A 21,251-nucleotide genomic window follows, 5' to 3' on the forward strand; every position below is an offset into this window, starting at 1 on the left:
AGCCGGTAAAGTCACCAGATCAGATTTTAGTGGCAGCCGCAGCCGCCTTTACCACAACCGCCTTTGCCGTGCTCATGACCGTGCTCACTTTCATCATGGCCATGGCCGCCGCAGCAACCGTCACCGTGTTCATGGTGATGATCATGCTCACCATGTACGTGACCATGCTGCAGTTCTTCTTCGGTTGCTTCACGGATAGCAACCACTTCGACGTGGAAGTTCAAATCCTGACCCGCCAGCATATGGTTACCATCAACCACGACGTGCTCATCTTCAACCGCAGTGATTTCAACCGGCACTGGGCCTTGGTCGGTATCTGCCAGGAAACGCATGCCAACCTCCAGCTCGTCAACACCCATGAAGACGTCTTTAGGTACGCGCTGCACCAGATTTTCATCATAGCTGCCGTAACCTTCGTCAGCATTCACACGCACATCAAAGCTGTCGCCAGCTTCGTGGCCTTCGAGCGCTTTTTCCAAACCAGCGATCAGGGAACCGTGTCCGTGCAGGTAGTCCAACGGCGCGCTCACCGGAGACTCATCAACTAACACACCGTCTTCTGTACGTACCTGGTAAGCCAGGCTGACCACCAAGTTTTTTGCTACTTTCATGATATCTCCTACCCTTGGAACAAAAATTGGCACAGATTGTAGCGGAAATCTGCACCGCTGTACCCATCAGCATAAAAAATCGCGTGGGATAACGCTACTCTGGATGGAAAATACCGATCACTTGCTCATTGGCACGAACATGCTGTTTAACTTGTTCGTCCGTTTGACGCTGATGGTGACCGCACTTTACACACTCCACCACCTCAACCTGATCTTCACGCCATAAAGCCAGGGTATCCAATGCCTTGCATTGTGGGCAGACCGCGCCAGCAATGAATCTTTTACGGGTTTTCGTCTTGTGACTCGACGGGGTTGTCATCATTATCTCCGGCATTATTCGTATTCATCCCAGCCATCTAACTGCCGACTTTCATGCAGCATTTCGCGTTGGAAAATATCTTCCAGTTCACGGCGGGCTTCTTTAACTCTGGAAATTTGCGCGACATCACCATGATGCTGCGGCACCAATTCCCGTAACATGCGCATATCGAGACGACGGAAATGTTGTTGCGCCCGGTAGGCCTGATGCGGATGCATGCCTAACCCCAGCAACGTCTTACGCCCCAGTTCCAGCGCACTGGAAAAAGTTTCGCGCGTAAAATCTTTCACGCCGTTTTGCAGCAATTCATGGGCTTCTACCCGCCCTCTGGCACGGGCTAAAATATGCAGATTAGGGAAATGTTGTTGGCATAAATGGACCAAAGTCATGGTGTCTTCCGGCTCATTACAGGTAATCACGATAGCTTTGGCCTTCTCTGCTCCAGCGGCGCGCAGCAGTTCTAGCTCAGTGGCATCGCCATAGTAAACTTTATAGCCATATTTGCGCATCACACTGACGGCACTGACATCGCGCTCCAACACCGTGATCCGCATTTTGTTCGCCATCAGCAAGCGGCCAATCACCTGACCAAAACGCCCAAAACCAACAATAATCACCTGCGGGTTATTGTCTTCAACAAACGGTTTTTCATCACTCTCTTCTTGTGCGTTGTAGCGGCGGACTAAAATCCGGTCAATCCCCTGCATCAATAATGGCGTTGTCATCATTGAGAGTGTGACCACCACCAACAGCAATGCCAGCTGTTCCGCATCCAACACGTGCTGAGAGAAGGCCGCAGAGAACAACACGAAAGCGAATTCACCACCCTGACTCAACACGCCGGCAAATTGCAGCCGCACTGAACGGCGCAAACCAAATGTTCGCGCTAAACCATACAGCACCGTGCCTTTGATAAAGACCAAAGCTAACACACCTAGCAGCACGTCCCACAGGTGAGTGAACAGGACGCCGAGGTTCAGGGCCATCCCGACTGAGATGAAAAACAACCCAAGTAACAACCCCTTAAAGGGTTCGATGGCAATTTCCAGTTCATGCTGGAATTCACTTTCAGCCAGTAAAATGCCCGCGATAAATGTCCCCAATGCCATAGACAGGCCCAGGGCATCCATAAACAACGCCGAGCCTAAAACCACCAGCAAAGCCGCAGCGGTAAACACTTCCCGCACACCGGAGGCCACAATGTAGCGAAACAGCGGGCGCAGCAAATATCGCCCGCCAATCAGCATGCCAGCAAAAGCCGCGACCTTAATACCAATCCGTGCCCAGTCATTGGCTGCCCCGCCGCCGCCGGCCAAAATAGGAATCAGCGCCAATGCTGGGATTACCGCCATATCCTGGAATAGCAAGACCGAGAAACCGAGCTGGCCGCCTTCGTTGCGGTTCATGCCCTTTTCGCGCATCAATTGCAATGCCATGGCCGTTGAAGACATCGCCAAACCGACACCGCCAATCACCGCCGCTTGCCAGGCAAATTGAGTGAAATAGAGCAATGCCCCCAGCACCGCCGCGGTTATCACTACCTGACCGGCACCGACACCAAAAATAGAGCGCCGCAGTTGCCAAAGCTTGGCAGGGTTCAACTCCAAGCCAATGATAAACATCAGAAAAACAACACCCAGCTCGGAGAAGTGGAGGATTTCGTCAACATCACGAATAAACCCTAAGCCCCAAGGGCCAATAGCAATACCGGCGATCAAATAGCCCAATACCGCGCCGATCCCCAGGCGCTGAGCAATCGGAACCGCCACCACAGCAGCAAATAAAAAAAGTAAGATAGCGGTCAGTAGCGCCGAGCCTTCCATATCAGTGCCCTCCCGTCGATAGCGGTGACTGCAACCACTGCGCATAAGCTTGTGCATGGCTGGCTAACACTTCCGGTTTCTGGCGGCGCGCCCAATATATAATCATCGGACTCATCCAATGCATATGGCACATAGCTGCCGTCAATTCAAACGGCCGTAGAATATCTTCCATCGGATAGCGATTATATCCCCCTGCCCGATAGGCGCCTTCCGGCTCACCGGTGGTAATCACTGAACGCCAGTATTTCCCGGTCAGGGCATGCCCACCGACACCATTGGCAAAGCCACGCGCCAGCACACGATCCAACCATTCTTTCAGCAATGCCGGGCAACTGTAGGTGTAAAGAGGGTGTTGAAATACAATAATTTGATGTTCACGTAGCAATTGCTGCTCGTGGTGAATATCAATAAAAAAATCCGGATAATGTGCATAGAGATCGTGCACAGTAACATGTTCTAAGTGCTGCACCGGTTGCAGTAAAACCCGATTAGCCACCGAATCCTGTGATTCCGGATGGGCATACAACAGCAAAACCTTCGGTAGCTGCGACATCATTCCCCTCCAAAGCGTCGTCAGGGCCCGGTTTTTCCGTTACCATGCTTCGCAAAGACCAAAAAAGACTCATATTTGTACCCACAGTCATTGGCGTCGCCAGTCGGCAGCGGCAAGCACCACGGGGATAATAATTTAACATACTCTAAACATACGGCACTCTATGATTGTTTTTTCCTCGCTACAAATTCGACGTGGTACTCGCGTCTTGCTGGACAATGCAACAGCAACGATTAATCCTGGCCAAAAGGTCGGGCTGGTCGGCAAAAACGGCTGTGGTAAATCCACTCTGCTGGCGTTGCTCAAAGGCGAACTGAGCGCCGATGGCGGCAATGCCGCTTTTCCCAGTAACTGGGCGCTGGCTTGGGTTAACCAAGAGACCCCGGCACTGGATGTACCGGCGATAGAGTATGTTATCGACGGTGACCGCGAATATCGCCAGTTGGAGGCCGAACTGCAGGCCGCCAACGAAAAAAATGACGGCCATGCTATTGCCACCGTGCATGGCAAGCTGGATGCCATCCATGCCTGGACCATTCAGTCGCGTGCTGCCAGTTTGCTACACGGGCTGGGCTTTTCTCAAGATCAATTACAACAGCCGGTGCGCTCGTTTTCTGGCGGCTGGCGGATGCGCCTTAATCTGGCGCAGGCGTTGATTTGTCGCTCCGACTTACTGCTGCTGGACGAACCCACCAACCACTTGGATTTGGATGCCGTCATCTGGTTGGAAAAATGGCTGAAAAACTACTCCGGCACATTGGTGCTGATTTCCCATGACCGCGATTTCCTTGATCCTATTATTGATAAGATTTTACATATTGAACAGCAGACGCTGAATGAATATACCGGTAATTATTCATCCTTCGAACGCCAGCGGGCGACCAAACTGGCGCAGCAACAGTCGATGTATCAGCATCAGCAAGAGAAAGTCGCGCATCTGCAAAGTTACATTGACCGTTTCCGGGCGCAGGCCACCAAAGCCAAGCAGGCCCAAAGCCGCATTAAAATGCTGGAGCGCATGGAGCTGATTGCGCCCGCTCATGTGGATAATCCATTCCACTTCAGTTTCCGCACCCCAGAAAGCCTGCCTGACCCGCTGCTACGAATGGACAAAGTCAGTGCTGGCTATGGCGAGCGCACGATTTTAGAGTCCATCAAACTCAATCTGGTGCCGGGCTCGCGTATTGGCTTGTTAGGCCGCAATGGTGCCGGTAAATCAACGCTAATCAAGCTGTTAGCCGGAACTTTAGCGCCACAAAGTGGTGAAATTGGCCTGTCCAAAGGGATTAAGCTGGGTTACTTCGCCCAGCATCAGCTTGAATTCTTACGCGCTGATGAATCCCCACTCCAACATATGAGCCGCCTGGCTCCCAAAGAGCCGGAACAACAGCTACGCGATTATCTCGGGGGCTACGGTTTTCAAGGCGATCAGGTGACCGACCCGACCGCCCGCTTCTCTGGCGGTGAGAAAGCGCGTCTGGTGTTGGCACTGATTATCTGGCAGCGCCCGAATCTATTGCTGCTGGATGAACCAACTAACCACCTTGATCTTGATATGCGCCAGGCTCTGACCGAAGCCCTGATTGATTTCGAGGGCGCATTGGTGGTGGTGTCCCATGACCGCCACTTATTGCGCTCAACCACCGATGACCTCTATCTGGTACACGATGGCAAAGTAGAGCAGTTTGATGGTGATTTAGAAGATTATCAGCAATTTTTGGTCGACATTCAGCGCCAGCAAAGTCAGCAGGATAACCCCACCAAAGAGTTATCCGGCAACAGCGCGCAGCAACGTAAAGATCAAAAACGCCGTGCTGCTGAATTCCGTAGCCAAACTCAGCCTTTGCGCAAACAAATTATGACGCTGGAAAAGCAAATGGATAAACTCAGCGCAGAACTGACCGCCATCGAAGAGCAATTGGCTGACTCTGCCTTATACGATATTGCCCGTAAGGCGGATTTGACCCAATGTCTACAGCAGCAGACGCAAGTCAAATCCAAGCTGGAAGAGACTGAAATGCAGTGGTTGGACGCCCAAGAACAGCTGGAAGACATCACCAAGCAATTTGAAGCGGAGTAATCGGTTTTCCCCGCCATAATGCAGGGCATAGCACGCTAACTTTCACGTGTTATGCCCTGCTTGAGTCTTTATCACATAAATAGATATTAAATTAAGATTTATTTTTGTTATTACTTCGAAGATTTTAATGTCTAATAAGCTATAAAAACTATTTCTGGGAAGAAGTATAAATGCAGCGCATTTTGGTCATCCGAATTGATTTCCTTGGCGATATGATATGCACCACTGCTTTATTACACGCACTAAAACAGCGCTGGCCTTCGGCTGAGATTCATGTCTTAGCCAACAAATATAATCGGGCAGCACTGGCACGTAATCCTGATGTCAGCGCAATTCACACTTACGTTTACAGTAAACAATGTGAGCGAAACCAAAAGTCAGGCCGGGTGAAAGCTATTTTTGACCGGCTGGCCCTGATTTGGCAATTACGCCGGTTGCGCTTTGATCTACTGATTATCCCGAACGGCGGCATGAGCAAGAACAGTATTCAGTTCGCCAAACAACTGAATGTGGTCGATAGCCGTTGGCATACTACCGTCACTGAATTTGATGACCGCAACCCTGAGCATGTTGCCAGCCGCCCGATGCGCCATGAGGCACTCTCCGGCTTTGCCTTGCTGCCCGAATTAAACTCGGTCGATATCAATACGCTCAAGTTGCATCTCTATCCTGACCCCGCATTACAGGCGAAATGGCAGGCAGAGTTAGGTCACAAAGAGCGGCCACGGGTTGGTTTGTTTGTCTCGAACAAAGCCCCGCAGCGGCGTTGGAGCTGGGAGAAATGGCAGCAGTTGGCACTAAAACTCAGTGACCAAGCTGATGCAGTGATTCTCTATGACCCCAATGATCCCCCGAGTGAGCAACAACTGGCGAGCATCAAAGGGCGCGCTTTATTAACCCCCTCAGTCGATGAATTTGTGGCCGCAGCAAGCCAACTGGATATGGTCATTTCTGCCGACAGTGCGCCGGTGCATATCAGTTCCGCGCTGCAAATCCCGGTGGTGGCGTTGTTTGAATCTCGGCCAGAGAAATATCGCCGTTGGTATCCGCTAACCCGCCACATTTTGTTGCATAAGGGGCTGCAAGTTGATGATATCACTGTCGATGCCGTCGAAACCGCCGCCCGCCAGCTGCTGGATAACCAATAAAATACCCCATTAAGGCCGATATACTGGCTTATCCCCCAAAATAGTCGCGCGGTGCATAATGCGCCGCTGCGGCAGATAATCAGCATTAGCATAATGTTGGGTAACGCGGTTATCCCAAATCGCAATATCATCTTGCTGCCAGCGCCAGCGCACCTGGAATTCAGGTTTGGTGGTGTGCGCAAACAGAAAGCGCAATAAAGCATCACTCTCTTTATCACTCACATCAACAATTCTGGTGGTGAATCCTTCATTAACAAACAATGCCTGACGCCCACTCACCGGGTGGGTGCGTACCACCGGATGCAGCAGCGGCGGATTTTTCTCTTTGGCTAACAGCCAGCGCTGATGCTCTTCTGGCGTTGCGCGATGTTTGTGCTCGGGGAAAGAGTGGGCGAAATCATGCTCAGCGCGTAACCCCGCCAATAGCTGTTTAAAGGGCGCAGAAAGTGCTTCATACGCGGCGATGCCGCTGCTCCATAAAGTATCGCCGCCAGTGGTCGGTAATTGCTTGGCCGCCAATATCGCGCCTAACGGCGGGTTCTCGATGAAGGTGACATCGGTGTGCCAGTTATCATTATCCGGCGGATTATTATCGTGAGTATCTAACACAATAATCTCTTCACACTCTTTAGCATGAGGATAAACCGGATGAATGTGTAAATCGCCAAAACGCCCGGCTAAATCGCGCTGCTGTAAGGGCGTTATCGGCTGCTGGCGGAAAAACAGCACCTGATGCTTGAGCAGCGCGTGATAAAGCTGCTCAAACTGACTGTCGCCTAATGGGCGGGCGATATTAATATTCTCAACCAGTGCGCCGATATACGGCCCCAACGGGGTCACGACCAAACGTTCATTCATTGTTGTGCTCCATACCAAGGTGTTAGCCGGCGTTGAATCGCCCGTAAACTTAATTCCATGCCAAAAGCGATAATCGCAATCACACTGATGCCCGCCACCACCACGTCGGTGGCCAGAAACTCACCGGCGGATTGCACCATAAAGCCCAACCCGCGCGTGGCAGCAATCAGCTCAGCGGCCACCAGTGTCGACCAACCGACCCCCAAGCCAATGCGAATACCGGTTAGGATTTCCGGTAATGCGCTGGGCAGGATGACAAACCATAAAACCTGCCAGCGGCTGGCCCCCAATGCGCGGGCGGCTCTCACCCGCACCTGTGCAACGCTGCGCACTCCGGCGACGGCGGCCAGGGTTATCGGCGCGAATATCGCCAGATAAATCAACAGGATTTTTGACGTCTCGCCGATACCGAACCAGATGACCATGAGTGGCAAATAAGCGAGCGGCGGCACCGGCCGATAAATTTCAATCAGCGGATCCAGCACCCCGCGCACCGTGCGGCTCAGCCCCATGGCAATCCCAGTAGGGACACCGAGTGCGACAGCGGCTAACAGCGCAATAAGAATTCGCCCTAAACTGGCCGCCAAATGCTGCCATAGTGTGGCATCCATAAACCCCTGCGGGCTGGCAATCACCCGTAACTGATGCAAAACCTGCTGTGGCGCGGGGAGAAATAGCGGGCTGATAAGCTGGAGAGCCGTAATTGCCCACCATAGCGCCACCACACTTGCTAATGTGGCGATGCTGAGCCATAGCCCTTTATTGACCGCTAACCGGCGGGCGCTTTTTTTCGTCGCGCTGCGCGCCGTCGCTGGTGCCGGCACGGCCACGGGTTGGCGTAAATTGCCGTCGCGTAAGGTACTGTGCAGGCTCATATTAGTGCCTCCCGCTGCTGGAAGATTTTACCCAGCACATATTCACGGCGGGCGATAAACTCCGGATCAGACTTAATGCTGCGGCAGGCTTCACCCTCGGCATAGCGCTGGCCAAAGTTCAGTGATAACCGCTCGACAACCTGCCCCGGCCCCGGCGACAGCAACAATAATTCGCTGGCCAGGAAGACGGCTTCTTCAATATCGTGGGTAATCAGCAAAATTTGTTTGCCGGTATCACGCCAGATAGTGAGCAGCAGCTCTTGCATCTGTTCGCGAGTGAAAGCATCCAGCGCGCCGAACGGCTCATCGAGCAGTAATAGACGCGGCTCCACGGCCAGCGCCCGAGCTATGCCCACGCGCTGGCGCATCCCGCCGGAAAGCTGCCAAATAAAATGATGTTCAAAACCGGCCAAGCCAACGCGATTCAGCATTTTCAGTGCCGTGGCCCGCTGCTGCTGCTGACTGAACCCCGCCAGTTGCAGGCCAAATTCGACATTACTGACCACATCGCGCCACGGCAGTAAACCCTCATGCTGGAACACCACTCCCCGCTCGGCACTGGGGCCATGAACCGGAATATCATCCAGAGTGATGCTGCCAGCTGAAGGCTCGATAAATCCGGCAATTAAGTTGAGCAAAGTGGTTTTGCCGCAACCTGATGGCCCCAATACCACGACCAACTGTCCGGATGCGATTTGCAATGACACATCCTGTAAGGCCGGTTTGCCCTGATATTCAGCCCACAGGCCGCGCACATTTAACATGATGGCTCCTAGGACTGTGGTTGGGTCTGAACTTCTTTCACAAAGCGGTCTGTGACAAAATCACGATAATCACTGGCAACCTGCGGGATTTTCCCCTGCTCTTTCAGAAATGCGGCCGTGTCACGAATAGCTTGGTTCACCGGCTGACCTAACTGGGTTATCTGGTCAGCCACGGGCAGGTAAGTATTGCCTTTCACCAACTCCGGCACCTGCTCGGCGGGAACACCACTTAAGCGCGCAAGTTGACTCAGATGTTCAGGATTTTTAAGCCATTGTTCCGGTTGCGCCAAATAAGCGCTTTGCGCCGCCAAGGCACTGCGAGCAAAGGCGGTCACCACCTCAGGATGGGCTTGGGCGAAGTCTTTGCGCACCACCCAGACATCCAGTGTTGGCGCGCCCCATTGACCCACTTGTGCAGAATCAGTCAGGACAGTACCGGTTTTGGCTAATTCATTCACCGCAGGTGCCCAAACATACGCGCCATCAATATCACCGCGTTGCCAAGCCGCAGCAATCGCTGGCGGTTGTAAGTTCAGAATAGTGACCTGCTCCGGCTTGATGCCCCAATGCTTCAGCGCAGCCAGTAGGCTGTAGTGGGTGGTGGAGATAAACGGCACGGCAATGCGCTTGCCAATTAAATCCTGCGGCGTTTTGATCTCTTTTTTGACCACTAAGGCTTCAGAGCTGCCCAGTTGGGAGGCCAGCAAAAACACTTCAATTGGGACATTCTGGCTGGCAGCAACTGCCAGTGGGCTGGAGCCGATGTTACCAATCTGCACATCACCTGAAGCCAGTGCTCTGACAACACTGGAGCCGCTATCAAATTTGCGCCAATCCACCTTGGCACCGGAAAACTTTGCAAAGCTGTTATCCGCTTGGGCGACCTTGGCCGGCTCCGCAGAGGTTTGGTAGGCGACAGTCACATCAACAGCATGTGCACTGGTGGCCAGCAATGACAGAGCCAGCAGCGCCCCACCAGGCAGCAAAAAGCCGCGGGCTGCGCTGGCAAGATTCATAGAAGAAAAGGTTATCGCCATGGGTTCACTCCGCTCGGTTAACAATGTCATTCGCTATTATTGCGACCCTCAGCGCACTCGGGCGGCTGAGATGACAGTGATACCTGAAGGAGCAATATGGCTAAAGGAATAAAAAAATATTCTTTATTCCTTTAAGTGATAACAAATTAGCTAAAAACTGAATTCTTATCTGCAACAAATAGTTAACTAAAGGGACATTTCGCCTTTGAGGAAAATGCGCGACTGACCGGAAATAACAGTGCGATCCCCCGCTAACATGCAGAATAACTCGCCACCGCGAGCAGAGATTTGGCGGGCATGGAGTGCTGTGCGGCCCAGTCGCGCCACCCAATATGGCATTAATGTGCAATGAGCCGACCCGGTAACCGGGTCTTCATCACTGCTCAAGGTGAAATAGCGCGAAACAAAATCAACCTCATCACCCGGTGCCGTCACAATCACCCCCCGGCCAGTATAGGCAATCAATGCCGCTAAATCCGGCTGCAACTGGCGCACCTGCTGCTCATTTTCTAGCACCACCAGCAGCGATTTTGCCTGCCAAAGCTGTTGAATATCCACACCGAGTAAGGTTTTCAGTGCAGCCGAAAGCGCGATTTGCGCTGGGGGCAATGCGGGGAAATCCAGTGACAGTCGGCCAAAGTTATCCGCATCGCGCTTGACATGTAAATCACCGCTGGCGCTGCGAAAGCAGATATCATGCAAACCGGGGTTCACCACGTTGAACATCACATGCGCCGCCGCCAAAGTGCCGTGGCCGCATAAATCCACTTCATATTCTGGGGTAAACCACCGAATCGCCGACTTATCCCCCTCATCCCAGACAAAACTGGTTTCCGGCAAATTAATCTCAGCGGCAATGCATTGCATCTGTTCGGCCGACAGCGGTTTTTTCAGCAAACAGACCCCGGCCGGATTGCCGGATAATCCTGGGCCGATAAATGCATCAACATGAAAATAGTTATAAGCCATCAATTTGCTCCGGTGATTGGCTAATGCCAAATCAACAACACACAGGCCGCCGTCAGCAAGCCCATCGAAATATTAAAAGTAAACCAAGCGCGGCGACTGCGCAGCAAGCGGCCAATCAAAGTCCCAAAACCCAGCCAAATAATACCGGCGACCAGATTCACCATAAACATGCCAAGGCTTATCATTAAGATGGAATTATTATAAGCCGCCCCCGTCATGCTGAAGCTGGCGACGGAGCCTAATCCCATCAGCCAGGCTTTGGGATTAAGGAACTGTAATAGCCAGCCCTGATATAATCGCAATGGTTTTGGCGGTGCGACATTGATGTCTAATTTTTCATAGGCCGAAGTGGCAATTTTCCATGCCAGCCACAGTAGATAAAGACTGCCCAGGATTTTTAGAATGAAGTGCAGCGAGGGATAGATCAAAATCAGGCCACCGACCCCGAATGCCACCAGCAGCAGCATGCTCTGCATACCCAACATAATGCCTAACATCAGCCAGATAGAGCGCATAAAGCCAAAGTTGGCACCAGCAGAAGTCAGTAACATATTATTGGGGCCGGGGGTGATGGCAGCAACCCAAAGAAAACCAACCATTGAAAGAAATAAACTCAGTTCCATGAGACGGGTGCCTCTCACCCAAAATGATGCGCGATATACCCATGAAGCTAACAGTGTGCTATTGATCACACAAGAGCAACGACATGATTTCCATTCATCATATGTATGAAATATTTCGTCCGCTGGCCGGGGCCAGCAACCCACACCTGCAAACACTGCTGCCGCGGCTGGTGCGACGGCGGGTGCAGCTTAGACCTTTTTGGCAACGGCTGGAATTGCCCGATGGGGACTTTGTCGATTTGGCCTGGAGTGAAAATCCTGAGCTGGCGCGCGATAAGCCCAGATTGGTACTATTTCACGGGTTGGAAGGGAATTTTTACAGTCCTTATGCCCATGGTTTACTGCACGCCTGGCAAGCCGAAGGGGGGCTGGGTGTGGTGATGCATTTTCGCGGATGCAGTGGAGAAGCTAATCGTAAGTCTCGCATTTATCACTCCGGTGAAACAGAAGATGCCCGTTTCTTCCTGCGCTGGTTGCGAGAAAACTATGGCCAAGTACCAACGGCTGCGGTCGGCGTCTCTTTAGGCGGCAATATGTTAGCGTGCTATCTGGCACAGCAAGGGCAAGAGAGTTTATTAGAGGCCGCCGTGGTGGTTTCGGCCCCACTGATGCTCGAACCTTGCGCCAACCGCATGGAGCAAGGTTTCTCACGTGTTTATCAGCGCTATTTGCTGAATCAGCTCAAGTTAAATGCCACGCGCAAGCTGCTGCATTACCCCGGCAGTCTGCCTTTGGATCTGGTGCAATTGAAAGGGCTGCGGCGAATCAAAGAATTTGATGATGTCATAACGGCGAGAATACATGGCTTCAATGATGCACTGGATTACTATCGGCGGTGCAGTGCTTTGCCACTGCTCCCGCAAATTACCACGCCATTGCTTATTATTCATGCCCAAGATGACCCCTTCATGACGACAGAAGTTATCCCCAATCTCAGCGAATTACCCAGTAACATTGATTATCAGTTAACTGAGCATGGCGGCCATGTCGGTTTTGTTAGCGGCTCATTAAAACACCCACAAATGTGGTTGGAACAACGTATTCCAGCCTGGCTTTCCCCTTATTTGGAGCAACAATCATGATTATCCCCTGGCAGCAAGTCGACAGTGAAACGCTGGATAATATGCTGGAGGCCTTTGTGTTACGTGAAGGCACTGATTACGGCGAGCAAGAGCGCTCATTGGCACAGAAAGTCGAAGATGTGCGCCGTCAATTAGTGAGTGGCGAGGCGGTATTAGTGTGGTCTGAATTACACGAAACCATCAATATTATGCCACGAGGCGCATTTCGTGCCGGGGCAGAAGAGTTGCCATAATCCTCGCGTTGCCGCCGCACTCTTGGCGAAAAATCAGAGTGACAAGCTGGACACTTTGCCCTAAAAATAACCCTTAATGATAAAAAATAGCCCGTTTAAACCTGTCCGCTGAGTTAACTAACCCCATGGAGTTACAGCTAATATGTCAATTAAACATCCGGTTATCGCCGTCACCGGCTCCAGTGGCGCAGGAACCACGACCACCAGTCTGGCGTTTCGCAAAATTTTTCAGCAATTGAATATTCGCGCGGCTCAAATTGAGGGTGACAGTTTCCACCGCTACACCCGCCCGGAAATGGATTCAGCGATTCGTAAAGCACGGGATCAAGGCCGACATATCAGCTATTTTGGCCCAGAAGCCAATGACTTTGGGCAGTTAGAAGAGAGTGTTTCGCAATATGGCGCATTGGGTACCGGGCGCTCACGTAAGTATTTGCATACCTATGATGAAGCCGTGCCCTACAACCAGATTCCCGGCACATTCACTCCGTGGGAGTCGCTACCAGAGCCGACTGATGTGCTGTTCTATGAAGGGCTGCACGGCGGGGTTGTCACCGAGCATCATGATGTCGCAAAACATGTAGATTTACTGGTCGGCGTAGTCCCCATCGTTAACCTGGAGTGGATTCAAAAATTAGTCCGGGATACTGGCGAGCGCGGCCATTCTCGTGAGGCGGTGATGGATTCCGTGGTGCGCTCCATGGATGACTATATTAACTACATCACGCCACAATTTTCGCGGACTCACATTAACTTCCAGCGAGTACCGACCGTCGATACCTCCAACCCATTTGCCGCCAAAGCCATTCCGTCACTGGATGAAAGTTTTGTTGTCATTCACTTTAGAGGTCTGAATCAAATCGATTTTCCCTACTTACTGGCGATGTTACAGGGATCGTTTATTTCCAATATCAATACTTTGGTGGTCCCAGGCGGGAAGATGGGGCTGGCAATGGAGTTGATTATGGCGCCATTGGTGCAGCAATTACTGGAAGGCAAAAAGATTATTTAATCGCCTGCGTACTTGAAGTAGCGGCCAACATCTCCGCTGCTTCAAGTCCGTCGAGTTTATTTAGGCGATTTCGCGGATCTCAAAACTGTGGGTAATGGTCGCCGCTTTGCCCAGCATCAGAGACACCGAGCAATACTTTTCAGCTGACAGCTCCACCGCGCGCTCAACAATTTTATCGGTTAAGCCCTTGCCGCTCACAATAAAATGCAGGTTAATTTGTGTAAACAGGCGCGGTGCCTCTTCCCGGCGCTGCGAGGTTAACGTCACTTCGCAATCGCGCACATCATTACGGCCTTTTTGCAAAATAGAGACAACGTCAATTGCGCTACAGCCGCCCGCCGACATTAACAGCATTTCCATCGGGCTCGGTGCTTTGTCTCCCGCATTTCCGTCCATCAAAACTTGATGCCCTGAAGCGGATTCCCCCAAAAATGTCAGCCCCTCAACCCACTTTACACGTGCCTGCATAACTCTTGCTCCCGGTTAAATTTTCTGATTCAGACTACCCTTTCATTTACAAACTGGCAATGTAACCCGATGTTCATCATGCTGAAGCGATACAACACAAGACACTGGCCTCATCCTGTGCTACAAACAGAATCGAAAGTGTTGTTTCTAGAATTAAATAGGGTAGCTTCTCAATACTCAGTGAAGGGTTTCTATCCGGTACGTATCTTGGCTATACCTTTCGGCAGTTGAGCAAATTAATATGCTAAGAGAAAGTGTATTTTATAAGCACGCCGCGCAGGGAACTCTGAACCCTGTTAAGTCTGGCTGCGATAACAACAGAGGATAACAGCGAATGGTTCTCGGCAAGCCACAAACAGACCCGACTCTCGAATGGTTCCTGTCTCATTGCCATATCCACAAATATCCATCGAAGAGTACGCTAATTCACCAAGGTGAAAAGGCCGAAACGCTTTACTACATCGTGAAAGGCTCCGTTGCGGTGCTTATCAAAGATGAAGAAGGTAAAGAGATGATTCTCTCCTATCTCAATCAGGGGGATTTCATCGGCGAGCTTGGATTATTTGAAGAAGGCCAAGAACGTAGTGCCTGGGTTAGAGCAAAAACCGCCTGTGAAGTGGCTGAAATTTCTTACAAAAAATTCCGTCAGTTGATTCAGGTTAACCCAGACATCTTGATGCGCCTGTCTTCACAGATGGCGAACCGCTTGCAGATTACATCGGAGAAAGTGGGTAACCTCGCCTTCTTGGATGTCACTGGGCGCATTGCACAAACGCTGCTTAACCTGGCAAAACAACCTGATGCCATGACCCACCCAGATGGGATGCAGATAAAGATTACCCGCCAGGAAATTGGTCAAATAGTTGGCTGCTCCCGCGAAACTGTGGGGCGGATACTAAAAATGCTGGAAGATCAAAATCTGATCTCCGCGCACGGTAAAACGATTGTCGTTTACGGCACGCGTTAATTCCCCCATAAACCGGTGTCGTTACCTCGGCACCGGTTTTTTATTTGTGTGATCAATAAACTTCTGGGGCCTATATGAATTGGCAACGGCTTATTTATCATCCTGAAGTTAACTATGCACTTCGCCAAACATTAGTCCTCTGCATACCTGCGGCGTTGGGATTCGCCATGGGCGAGTTACGGCTGGGGTTGATGTTCTCCCTGATACCAGCGTGTTGTAACATTGCGGCGCTAGATACCCCCCATCAACATTTCTTCCGACGACTGATTGTCGGCGGGGCTCTCTTTACATTCAGTAGCTACCTCACTCAGCAACTGCTGCTGTGGGAAGTTCCATTACCCGCAGTGATGCTTGGCTTGGCATTAATATTGGGTGTGAGTGGAGCTATCAGTCAGCTCAATGGTCGACTGCTTCCCGCCGCCCTTATCGCCGCTATTTTCAGCCTCAGCATGGTGGGCCGCGCACCTATCTGGCAAGCCCCCTTGATGTGTGCCGTGGGGACTCTCTGGTACGGCGTATTTACCTGGCTGTGGTTTCGCTTATGCAGGGACCAGCCCATCCGTGAGCCATTGAGCCAGCTTTATCATCTGTTGGCTGATTATTGCGACGCGGCATATCGTTTATTTGGCCAGCAGCAAGAAGCAGAAAAGACGATACCGCAGCTGTTAGATAGACAGCAAGGTATTATGGATAAAATTAATCAACTTTATCAACAATTTAACTTGCTCCCTAATACCACAAAAAAAGAACGAAAACGGCTACTGACACTCTTTCAAATGGCACTCGATTTGCAAGAACACATCACTGCGGCGATGAATCAGTCAGAAAAAACGCAAGAACTGGTTGAACAGACACCAATAGAAAAGGTTCTTGAGCGCAATATACAGATTATCTCAACACAAATGCGCACCATCGCCGATGATATTCTCTACCACCACCGGGCGAAAACCCATGTTAGCGCGGGTGATGCACTGGTCGAACTGGAAGAAATTGCCCAGCAATATCCTAATAATCCGGTGGCACAATTCTGCTATTACCATATCAGTCATATTACCCAAATCCTGAGTGACCAGCGCCCGCAATATGACCGCGATTTGATGTCCAGCCAGGTACCCCAGCCGCTCTGGCCAGCTATTGTCAGTTACTTATCTTTTAAATCCAGTGTATTACGTGATGCAGGTCGGATGGGTGTCACCTTGGCCACAGGCAGTTATATCGGCAACCTTATTCACCTGCCTAAACCTTATTGGATTTTACTCACCATCATGCTGGTGACGCAAAACGGCTATAACGCCACAAAAATACGTATTCATCACCGCGCCCTTGGCACCCTGATTGGGCTGCTACTCGCGGCAACTTTGCTGCATTTTAAGATGCCGGAAGGCACCACACTGAGCATCATGTTATTCATCACATTGATAGCTTATCTGGTGCAACGCAAAAACTATGGCTGGTCAGTTATCTTTAGAACTATCACTACGGTCTATATCTTGCAGCTATTGACTGGAGAGGGTGCGGACTTTTTGATCCCACGTTTGCTGGATACATTAATCGGCTGCGCATTGGCCTTTGCCAGCGCACTGTGGTTGTGGCCTCAGTGGCAAAGCGGTTTACTGCGGAAAAATGCGCATCAGGCGCTAGAGAGTTATCAGAATATCCTGCGCATCCTACTGAAACCTCAGCCAGATATCGGGAAGCTGTCCTATCAACGCATTCAGGTCAACAAAGCCAGCAATGCAGTTCTTAGCTCACTGAATCAGGCCATGCAGGAGCCGGGATTCAACTCAAAATATTTATCTGACATGCGCCTCTGGGCCACACATAGCGAACTTATTGTTGGGCATATCAATGAGATGACTATCCTGACCCGGGCCTACCCATTGACAGAATCGCCGGGGGAAACCGATAAGCACCACGTCCAGCTAACCGTAAAGTTGGCGGAAGATTATTTACAGCTCTGTGAGATGGCCATTCAGCAATGCCAGCAGCGACTGGAGTCGGATAACAGTGAGGGGAATAACGATTTTGTGCAAATGCCGGACATTGACCCCGACACGCAAATCTCTGAGCTGGAGCGCAATTTACGGCGCATTCTGTCGCATCTTAGTGTAATGCATACCGTTTCATCTCTGGCATGGCAGCAGCAGCCGCACCACGGTATTTGGCGCAGCCACAAGTTAAAAGCGTAGAATGGCGAGGTGGCCCTCTCCGTGATGCCGCTTAGCCGTTGACCACCTTGGCGACGGCTTGTTCTAAACGCGCCATACCGAGCTGGATATCTTCTGGCTCAATCACCAGTGATGGGGCCAGGCGCAGTACATCAGGCCCGGCATTGAGGATCATCACCCCCTGCGCGGCCGCTGCGGTCAGGAACTCCCGCGCACGCCCCTGATATTGCGGGGTTAATTCTGCCCCAATCAGCAACCCCATGCCGCGAATATCGCTGAACACATGATACTTGCGGTTAATTTCTTGCAGAGCCTGCACAAACCAGCCGTGGCGCTGTTCAATACCATTAAGTACCTCAGGGGTGTTAATCACATCCAACGCGGCTTCAGCTACCGCACAGGCCAGCGGATTGCCACCATAGGTGGTACCGTGTGTTCCAACGGCCATCACTGAGGCAATTTCTTCTGTTGTCAGCATCGCACTGACAGGGAACCCGCCGCCCAATGCTTTAGCCGTGGTGAGGATATCTGGCGTAACACCATAATGCATATAGGTAAACAGCTTGCCGCTGCGCCCCATGCCGCTTTGAACTTCATCAAACACCAACAGCGCTTTATGTTGGGAGCACAGCGCACGTACGCCTTGCAGAAACTCTGGCGTCGCTGAGGTAATGCCGCCCTCTCCTTGGATAGGCTCCAGCACCACCGCGCAAGTGTGGTCATCCATAACGGCTGCTACCGCCGCCAAATCATTAAATGGCACATGGATAATATCCGCCGGTTTCGGGCCAAAACCATCGGAATACTTTGGCTGGCCCCCGACCGATACAGTAAACAAGGTGCGACCATGGAATGCATTGTGGAAAGCAATGATTTTAGTTTTATAGGGGCTATGGCGCTCAATAGCATAATGGCGAGCTAACTTAAATGCGGCCTCATTGGCCTCACCGCCGGAATTGGCGAAAAACACACGGTCAGCAAAGGTGGCGGCAATCAGTTTTTGCGCTAACCGCAGCGCCGGCTCATTGGTGAATACATTGCTGGTATGCCATAGCATTTCACCTTGCTGATGCAATGCTGCCACCAGCGCCGGATGGCAATGCCCCAGAGCAGTGACTGCAATTCCGCCTGCAAAATCAATGTATTCCGTGCCTTGCTGATCCCACACCCGGCTACCTTTCCCTTTTACTGGGATAAACTGCGCGGGTGCATAAACAGGCAAAATAACCTGATCGAATGTACTGCGATTCACTGCTAATTTATCTGTCATTACCCTGTCCACCTTGATAAACCATTGAGCTACCAATTACTGACGAGTGAAAATATAATCACAAAATATGCATAAAAAATCACACACAGGCAAACAAAAAAATCATTTATTGAGTGAGTCTAATTCAACAGGTTAATTTTTAAGGAAATTATCTAATAATTGATGGCCTTGCTCGCTAAGGATGCTCTCCGGATGGAACTGCACCCCCTCCAGCGGCAAGCTGCGATGGCGAATCCCCATAATCTCATCCATCACACCGTCCTGCTCCGTCCATGCCGTCAGCTCAAAGCATTCAGGCAGTGAATCGGTGGCAATCACTAAAGAGTGATAACGCGTCACCGTCAGCGGCTGATTAAGTCCACGAAAAACCCCCTCACCCGTATGGCGAATAGCGGTTGTTTTACCGTGCATGACTTGCCGCGCCCGCACAATTCGCGCGCCAAAGGCCTGCCCTAGCGCCTGATGACCAAGACAGACGCCCAATATGGGTAACTTACCGGCGAAATGGCGAATGGCAGCCACAGAGATACCGGCCTCATTCGGGGTACAGGGGCCGGGGGAAATGACCAAATGGGAGGGCGATAACCTTTCAATATCAGCCAGTTGTACTTCATCATTACGTTTAACCACCACCTCCGCCCCCAGTTCACAAAAATACTGATAGAGGTTGTAGGTGAATGAATCGTAATTATCGATCAATAACAGCATTTCATATCCAAAAAAATCAGGTTAGCGCTTACGCCCACCGGTAATCGAGCCCAGAACCCCGCGCAAAATTTGTCGACCCAGGTCACGCGCCATACTTTTGGCCGCAGTCTGCACAATACCATCGCGTTTACCCCCACGCGGGCCGGTAGAACCAAAGAGCAAATCATTCAGCCCATCCATCAGTCCACCGCCATGGCTATTTGGCGGCTCTGGTGTTGCCGCCCCGCCTGCCGCCTCGTCCCCCAAGGTCGAGGAGCCGCCAGCAGATAATGTCTCATAGGCCGATTCTCGGTCGACCATCTCTTCGTAGCGGCCATACAGCGGCGAATGATTGATGGCGTGATTACGTGCCGCAGCATCCAACGCCCCCATTTTGGATTGCGGAGCAATCACCATGGCGCGCTCCACAATATTGGGCCGCCCTTTCTCATCAAGGAAAGAAATGAGTGCCTCACCCACTCCCAGCTCAGTAATCACTTGCTCAGCACTGAATGCCGGGTTCGCGCGCAGGGTTTGCGCGGCCGATTTAACCGCTTTTTGATCCCGTGGGGTAAAAGCGCGTAAAGCATGCTGCACCCGATTGCCCAGTTGGCCGAGGATCTTATCCGGAATATCTAACGGGTTTTGTGTCACAAAATAGATGCCAACCCCTTTTGAGCGAATCAGCCGCACCACTTGCTCAACTTTATCCACCAGCGCGCTCGGCGCATCAGTAAACAGTAAATGGGCTTCATCAAAGAAGAAGACCAATTTCGGTTTATCAACATCGCCGACTTCCGGCAATTGCTCGAAAAGTTCGGCCAACAACCACAGCAGGAAAATGGCATAGAGTTTGGGCTGATTAATCAGCCGATCCGCAGCCAGCAGGTTGATAATACCTTGCCCATTGCTGTCAATCCGCATCAAATCGTGAATATCCAGCATTGGTTCACCAAAGAATTGATTCGCTCCCTGCTCTTCCAAGGTCAGTAAACCGCGCTGGATGGCCCCTACCGAGGCGGGCGTGATATTGCCGTATTGCGTGCGGAACTGCTTAGCATTGTCGCCGACATATTGCACAATGGCGCGCAAATCTTTCATGTCCAGCAACAGCAAATTGTTGTCGTCCGCAATTTTAAAGACCAATTGCAGCACACCACTTTGTACTTCATTGAGATCAAGTAAGCGCCCCAGCAGCAGTGGGCCAAGATCAGAAATAGTGGCTCGGATGGGGTGGCCTTTTTCAGCAAAAATATCCCAAGGGACAATGGGGCATGCTTGGGGCTGCCAGTCAGTGACCCCGATCGCCGCCAACCTGGTTTGCAGCTTTTCGGATTCAACCCCCAGAGCACCAATCCCGGATAAATCGCCTTTGACATCAGCCAGAAATACCGGGACACCAATGCGAGAAAATTGCTCGGCCATTTTTTGTAGTGTGACCGTTTTGCCCGTTCCGGTCGCGCCGGTAATTAAACCATGGCGGTTTGCCAGCGCCGATAAAATGACTAAATCCTGTGCCGGCTGCGCCTTTGCGATAAGCAATGCTTCACTCATGGATAGTTACCCCAAGCAGAGTCAGATAATTGATTATAAGCAACCTATTGGAGCAGACGAGCTAATTTTTTGGCGGGGCTGAATATTTATCCAATGCCATTGGCGTTGCAGGTAGGCCGCGGTGAACTTATCCCGATCAGCTGACTGAAG

General features: G+C 51.3%; 21 protein-coding genes. 7 read left to right on the forward strand and 14 right to left on the reverse strand.

Annotated features, from left to right (window positions below; all coding sequences use genetic code 11):
- Positions 1 to 26: 26 nt before the first annotated feature.
- The 4 genes from slyD to kefG all read right to left on the reverse strand — a co-directional run bounded on the left by slyD (position 27) and on the right by kefG (position 3,306).
- Complete coding sequence (gene slyD / locus D5F51_RS20700; protein WP_129198791.1) at positions 27 to 611, reverse strand: peptidylprolyl isomerase; 585 nt, start codon at positions 609 to 611, stop codon at positions 27 to 29.
- Between the two features lie 94 nt (positions 612 to 705).
- The gene (locus D5F51_RS20705; RefSeq protein ID WP_025376643.1) at positions 706 to 930 is read right to left on the reverse strand and encodes a YheV family putative zinc ribbon protein; all 225 of its coding nucleotides are present in this window, start codon (positions 928 to 930) and stop codon (positions 706 to 708) included.
- A gap of 14 nt (positions 931 to 944) precedes the next feature.
- On the reverse strand, positions 945 to 2,753 hold the full coding sequence (kefB, locus tag D5F51_RS20710) for a glutathione-regulated potassium-efflux system protein KefB (RefSeq protein WP_129198793.1): 1,809 nt from the start codon (positions 2,751 to 2,753) through the stop codon (positions 945 to 947).
- Between the two features lies 1 nt (position 2,754).
- Complete coding sequence (gene kefG, locus D5F51_RS20715) at positions 2,755 to 3,306, reverse strand: glutathione-regulated potassium-efflux system ancillary protein KefG (RefSeq protein ID WP_025376641.1); 552 nt, start codon at positions 3,304 to 3,306, stop codon at positions 2,755 to 2,757.
- 163 nt (positions 3,307 to 3,469) lie between these two features.
- Here kefG and D5F51_RS20720 point away from each other — a divergent pair, with 163 nt between their 5' ends.
- Together D5F51_RS20720 and D5F51_RS20725 are read left to right on the forward strand one after the other, a co-directional pair.
- Positions 3,470 to 5,386 carry an ABC transporter ATP-binding protein gene (locus D5F51_RS20720; RefSeq protein ID WP_129198795.1) on the forward strand — a complete coding sequence of 639 codons (1,917 nt, stop codon included), beginning with the start codon at positions 3,470 to 3,472 and terminating at the stop codon, positions 5,384 to 5,386.
- Positions 5,387 to 5,556: 170 nt separating this feature from the next.
- A complete protein-coding gene (locus D5F51_RS20725) occupies positions 5,557 to 6,534 on the forward strand; it encodes a glycosyltransferase family 9 protein (protein ID WP_129198797.1) in 978 nt (325 codons plus the stop codon).
- Between the two features lie 9 nt (positions 6,535 to 6,543).
- Here D5F51_RS20725 and tauD read toward each other — a convergent pair whose 3' ends face one another.
- The 6 genes from tauD to D5F51_RS20755 form a co-directional block, all read right to left on the reverse strand.
- A complete protein-coding gene (gene tauD / locus D5F51_RS20730; RefSeq protein WP_129198799.1) occupies positions 6,544 to 7,392 on the reverse strand; it encodes a taurine dioxygenase in 849 nt (282 codons plus the stop codon).
- Complete coding sequence (gene tauC / locus D5F51_RS20735; RefSeq protein ID WP_129198801.1) at positions 7,389 to 8,267, reverse strand: taurine ABC transporter permease TauC; 879 nt, start codon at positions 8,265 to 8,267, stop codon at positions 7,389 to 7,391. The genes tauD and tauC overlap by 4 nt, the downstream gene beginning before the upstream one ends.
- Positions 8,264 to 9,031, reverse strand: a complete 768-nt coding sequence (tauB, locus tag D5F51_RS20740) for a taurine ABC transporter ATP-binding subunit (RefSeq protein WP_129198803.1) — start codon at positions 9,029 to 9,031, stop codon at positions 8,264 to 8,266. Before tauB ends, tauC begins: the two co-directional genes overlap by 4 nt.
- A gap of 8 nt (positions 9,032 to 9,039) precedes the next feature.
- Entirely contained in the window at positions 9,040 to 10,068 is a 1,029-nt protein-coding gene (gene tauA / locus D5F51_RS20745) for a taurine ABC transporter substrate-binding protein (RefSeq protein ID WP_162301806.1), read from the reverse strand.
- A 186-nt stretch (positions 10,069 to 10,254) separates the two neighbouring features.
- A complete protein-coding gene (locus tag D5F51_RS20750; protein WP_129198805.1) occupies positions 10,255 to 11,037 on the reverse strand; it encodes a PhzF family phenazine biosynthesis protein in 783 nt (260 codons plus the stop codon).
- Between the two features lie 20 nt (positions 11,038 to 11,057).
- Positions 11,058 to 11,660 carry a LysE family translocator gene (locus tag D5F51_RS20755; protein WP_129198807.1) on the reverse strand — a complete coding sequence of 201 codons (603 nt, stop codon included), beginning with the start codon at positions 11,658 to 11,660 and terminating at the stop codon, positions 11,058 to 11,060.
- Between the two features lie 101 nt (positions 11,661 to 11,761).
- On the opposite strand from D5F51_RS20755, the gene D5F51_RS20760 reads away from it, so the two are divergent.
- The 3 genes from D5F51_RS20760 to D5F51_RS20770 all read left to right on the forward strand — a co-directional run bounded on the left by D5F51_RS20760 (position 11,762) and on the right by D5F51_RS20770 (position 13,987).
- Positions 11,762 to 12,742: a hydrolase gene (locus D5F51_RS20760; protein WP_025376633.1), complete on the forward strand. Its 981-nt coding sequence runs from the start codon at positions 11,762 to 11,764 to the stop codon at positions 12,740 to 12,742.
- On the forward strand, positions 12,739 to 12,975 hold the full coding sequence (locus tag D5F51_RS20765) for a YheU family protein (protein ID WP_025376632.1): 237 nt from the start codon (positions 12,739 to 12,741) through the stop codon (positions 12,973 to 12,975). Before D5F51_RS20760 ends, D5F51_RS20765 begins: the two co-directional genes overlap by 4 nt.
- A 142-nt stretch (positions 12,976 to 13,117) precedes the next feature.
- On the forward strand, positions 13,118 to 13,987 hold the full coding sequence (locus D5F51_RS20770; protein ID WP_025376631.1) for a phosphoribulokinase: 870 nt from the start codon (positions 13,118 to 13,120) through the stop codon (positions 13,985 to 13,987).
- Positions 13,988 to 14,047: 60 nt separating this feature from the next.
- On the opposite strand, the gene D5F51_RS20775 is transcribed toward D5F51_RS20770, so the two are convergent.
- Positions 14,048 to 14,455 carry an OsmC family protein gene (locus D5F51_RS20775; protein ID WP_004875129.1) on the reverse strand — a complete coding sequence of 136 codons (408 nt, stop codon included), beginning with the start codon at positions 14,453 to 14,455 and terminating at the stop codon, positions 14,048 to 14,050.
- Positions 14,456 to 14,789: 334 nt separating this feature from the next.
- Between D5F51_RS20775 and crp the strand changes: the two genes are divergently transcribed.
- Positions 14,790 to 15,422, forward strand: a complete 633-nt coding sequence (gene crp, locus D5F51_RS20780; RefSeq protein WP_002212297.1) for a cAMP-activated global transcriptional regulator CRP — start codon at positions 14,790 to 14,792, stop codon at positions 15,420 to 15,422.
- A 74-nt stretch (positions 15,423 to 15,496) separates the two neighbouring features.
- Entirely contained in the window at positions 15,497 to 17,611 is a 2,115-nt protein-coding gene (locus tag D5F51_RS20785) for a YccS/YhfK family putative transporter (protein WP_129198809.1), read from the forward strand.
- A gap of 31 nt (positions 17,612 to 17,642) precedes the next feature.
- Here D5F51_RS20785 and argD read toward each other — a convergent pair whose 3' ends face one another.
- The 3 genes from argD to D5F51_RS20800 form a co-directional block, all read right to left on the reverse strand.
- Positions 17,643 to 18,860 (reverse strand): bifunctional acetylornithine/succinyldiaminopimelate transaminase, encoded by a 1,218-nt coding sequence (gene argD, locus D5F51_RS20790; RefSeq protein ID WP_129198811.1) that lies wholly within the window; start codon positions 18,858 to 18,860, stop codon positions 17,643 to 17,645.
- Positions 18,861 to 18,992: 132 nt separating this feature from the next.
- Positions 18,993 to 19,568, reverse strand: a complete 576-nt coding sequence (locus D5F51_RS20795) for an aminodeoxychorismate synthase component II (protein WP_025376628.1) — start codon at positions 19,566 to 19,568, stop codon at positions 18,993 to 18,995.
- Positions 19,569 to 19,589: 21 nt separating this feature from the next.
- Positions 19,590 to 21,101: a helicase HerA-like domain-containing protein gene (locus tag D5F51_RS20800; protein WP_129198813.1), complete on the reverse strand. Its 1,512-nt coding sequence runs from the start codon at positions 21,099 to 21,101 to the stop codon at positions 19,590 to 19,592.
- Between the last annotated feature and the right edge of the window lie 150 nt (positions 21,102 to 21,251).

The organism is Yersinia hibernica (genome assembly GCF_004124235.1).
GTDB classification, from domain to species: Bacteria; Pseudomonadota; Gammaproteobacteria; order Enterobacterales; family Enterobacteriaceae; genus Yersinia; species Yersinia hibernica.

Coding starts and splice junctions, on each gene's coding strand:
- argD (WP_129198811.1), bottom strand. CDS start 18,860: ATGACAGATAAATTAGCAGTGAATCGCAGTACATTCGATCAGGTTATT.
- D5F51_RS20725 (WP_129198797.1), top strand. CDS start 5,557: ATGCAGCGCATTTTGGTCATCCGAATTGATTTCCTTGGCGATATGATA.
- D5F51_RS20750 (WP_129198805.1), bottom strand. CDS start 11,037: ATGGCTTATAACTATTTTCATGTTGATGCATTTATCGGCCCAGGATTA.
- D5F51_RS20765 (WP_025376632.1), top strand. CDS start 12,739: ATGATTATCCCCTGGCAGCAAGTCGACAGTGAAACGCTGGATAATATG.
- slyD (WP_129198791.1), bottom strand. CDS start 611: ATGAAAGTAGCAAAAAACTTGGTGGTCAGCCTGGCTTACCAGGTACGT.
- tauA (WP_162301806.1), bottom strand. CDS start 10,068: ATGGCGATAACCTTTTCTTCTATGAATCTTGCCAGCGCAGCCCGCGGC.
- D5F51_RS20785 (WP_129198809.1), top strand. CDS start 15,497: ATGAATTGGCAACGGCTTATTTATCATCCTGAAGTTAACTATGCACTT.
- tauC (WP_129198801.1), bottom strand. CDS start 8,267: ATGAGCCTGCACAGTACCTTACGCGACGGCAATTTACGCCAACCCGTG.
- D5F51_RS20760 (WP_025376633.1), top strand. CDS start 11,762: ATGTATGAAATATTTCGTCCGCTGGCCGGGGCCAGCAACCCACACCTG.
- tauB (WP_129198803.1), bottom strand. CDS start 9,031: ATGTTAAATGTGCGCGGCCTGTGGGCTGAATATCAGGGCAAACCGGCC.
- D5F51_RS20720 (WP_129198795.1), top strand. CDS start 3,470: ATGATTGTTTTTTCCTCGCTACAAATTCGACGTGGTACTCGCGTCTTG.
- D5F51_RS20755 (WP_129198807.1), bottom strand. CDS start 11,660: ATGGAACTGAGTTTATTTCTTTCAATGGTTGGTTTTCTTTGGGTTGCT.
- D5F51_RS20770 (WP_025376631.1), top strand. CDS start 13,118: ATGTCAATTAAACATCCGGTTATCGCCGTCACCGGCTCCAGTGGCGCA.
- kefB (WP_129198793.1), bottom strand. CDS start 2,753: ATGGAAGGCTCGGCGCTACTGACCGCTATCTTACTTTTTTTATTTGCT.
- D5F51_RS20705 (WP_025376643.1), bottom strand. CDS start 930: ATGACAACCCCGTCGAGTCACAAGACGAAAACCCGTAAAAGATTCATT.
- D5F51_RS20795 (WP_025376628.1), bottom strand. CDS start 19,568: ATGCTGTTATTGATCGATAATTACGATTCATTCACCTACAACCTCTAT.
- D5F51_RS20775 (WP_004875129.1), bottom strand. CDS start 14,455: ATGCAGGCACGTGTAAAGTGGGTTGAGGGGCTGACATTTTTGGGGGAA.
- D5F51_RS20800 (WP_129198813.1), bottom strand. CDS start 21,101: ATGAGTGAAGCATTGCTTATCGCAAAGGCGCAGCCGGCACAGGATTTA.
- crp (WP_002212297.1), top strand. CDS start 14,790: ATGGTTCTCGGCAAGCCACAAACAGACCCGACTCTCGAATGGTTCCTG.
- tauD (WP_129198799.1), bottom strand. CDS start 7,392: ATGAATGAACGTTTGGTCGTGACCCCGTTGGGGCCGTATATCGGCGCA.
- kefG (WP_025376641.1), bottom strand. CDS start 3,306: ATGTCGCAGCTACCGAAGGTTTTGCTGTTGTATGCCCATCCGGAATCA.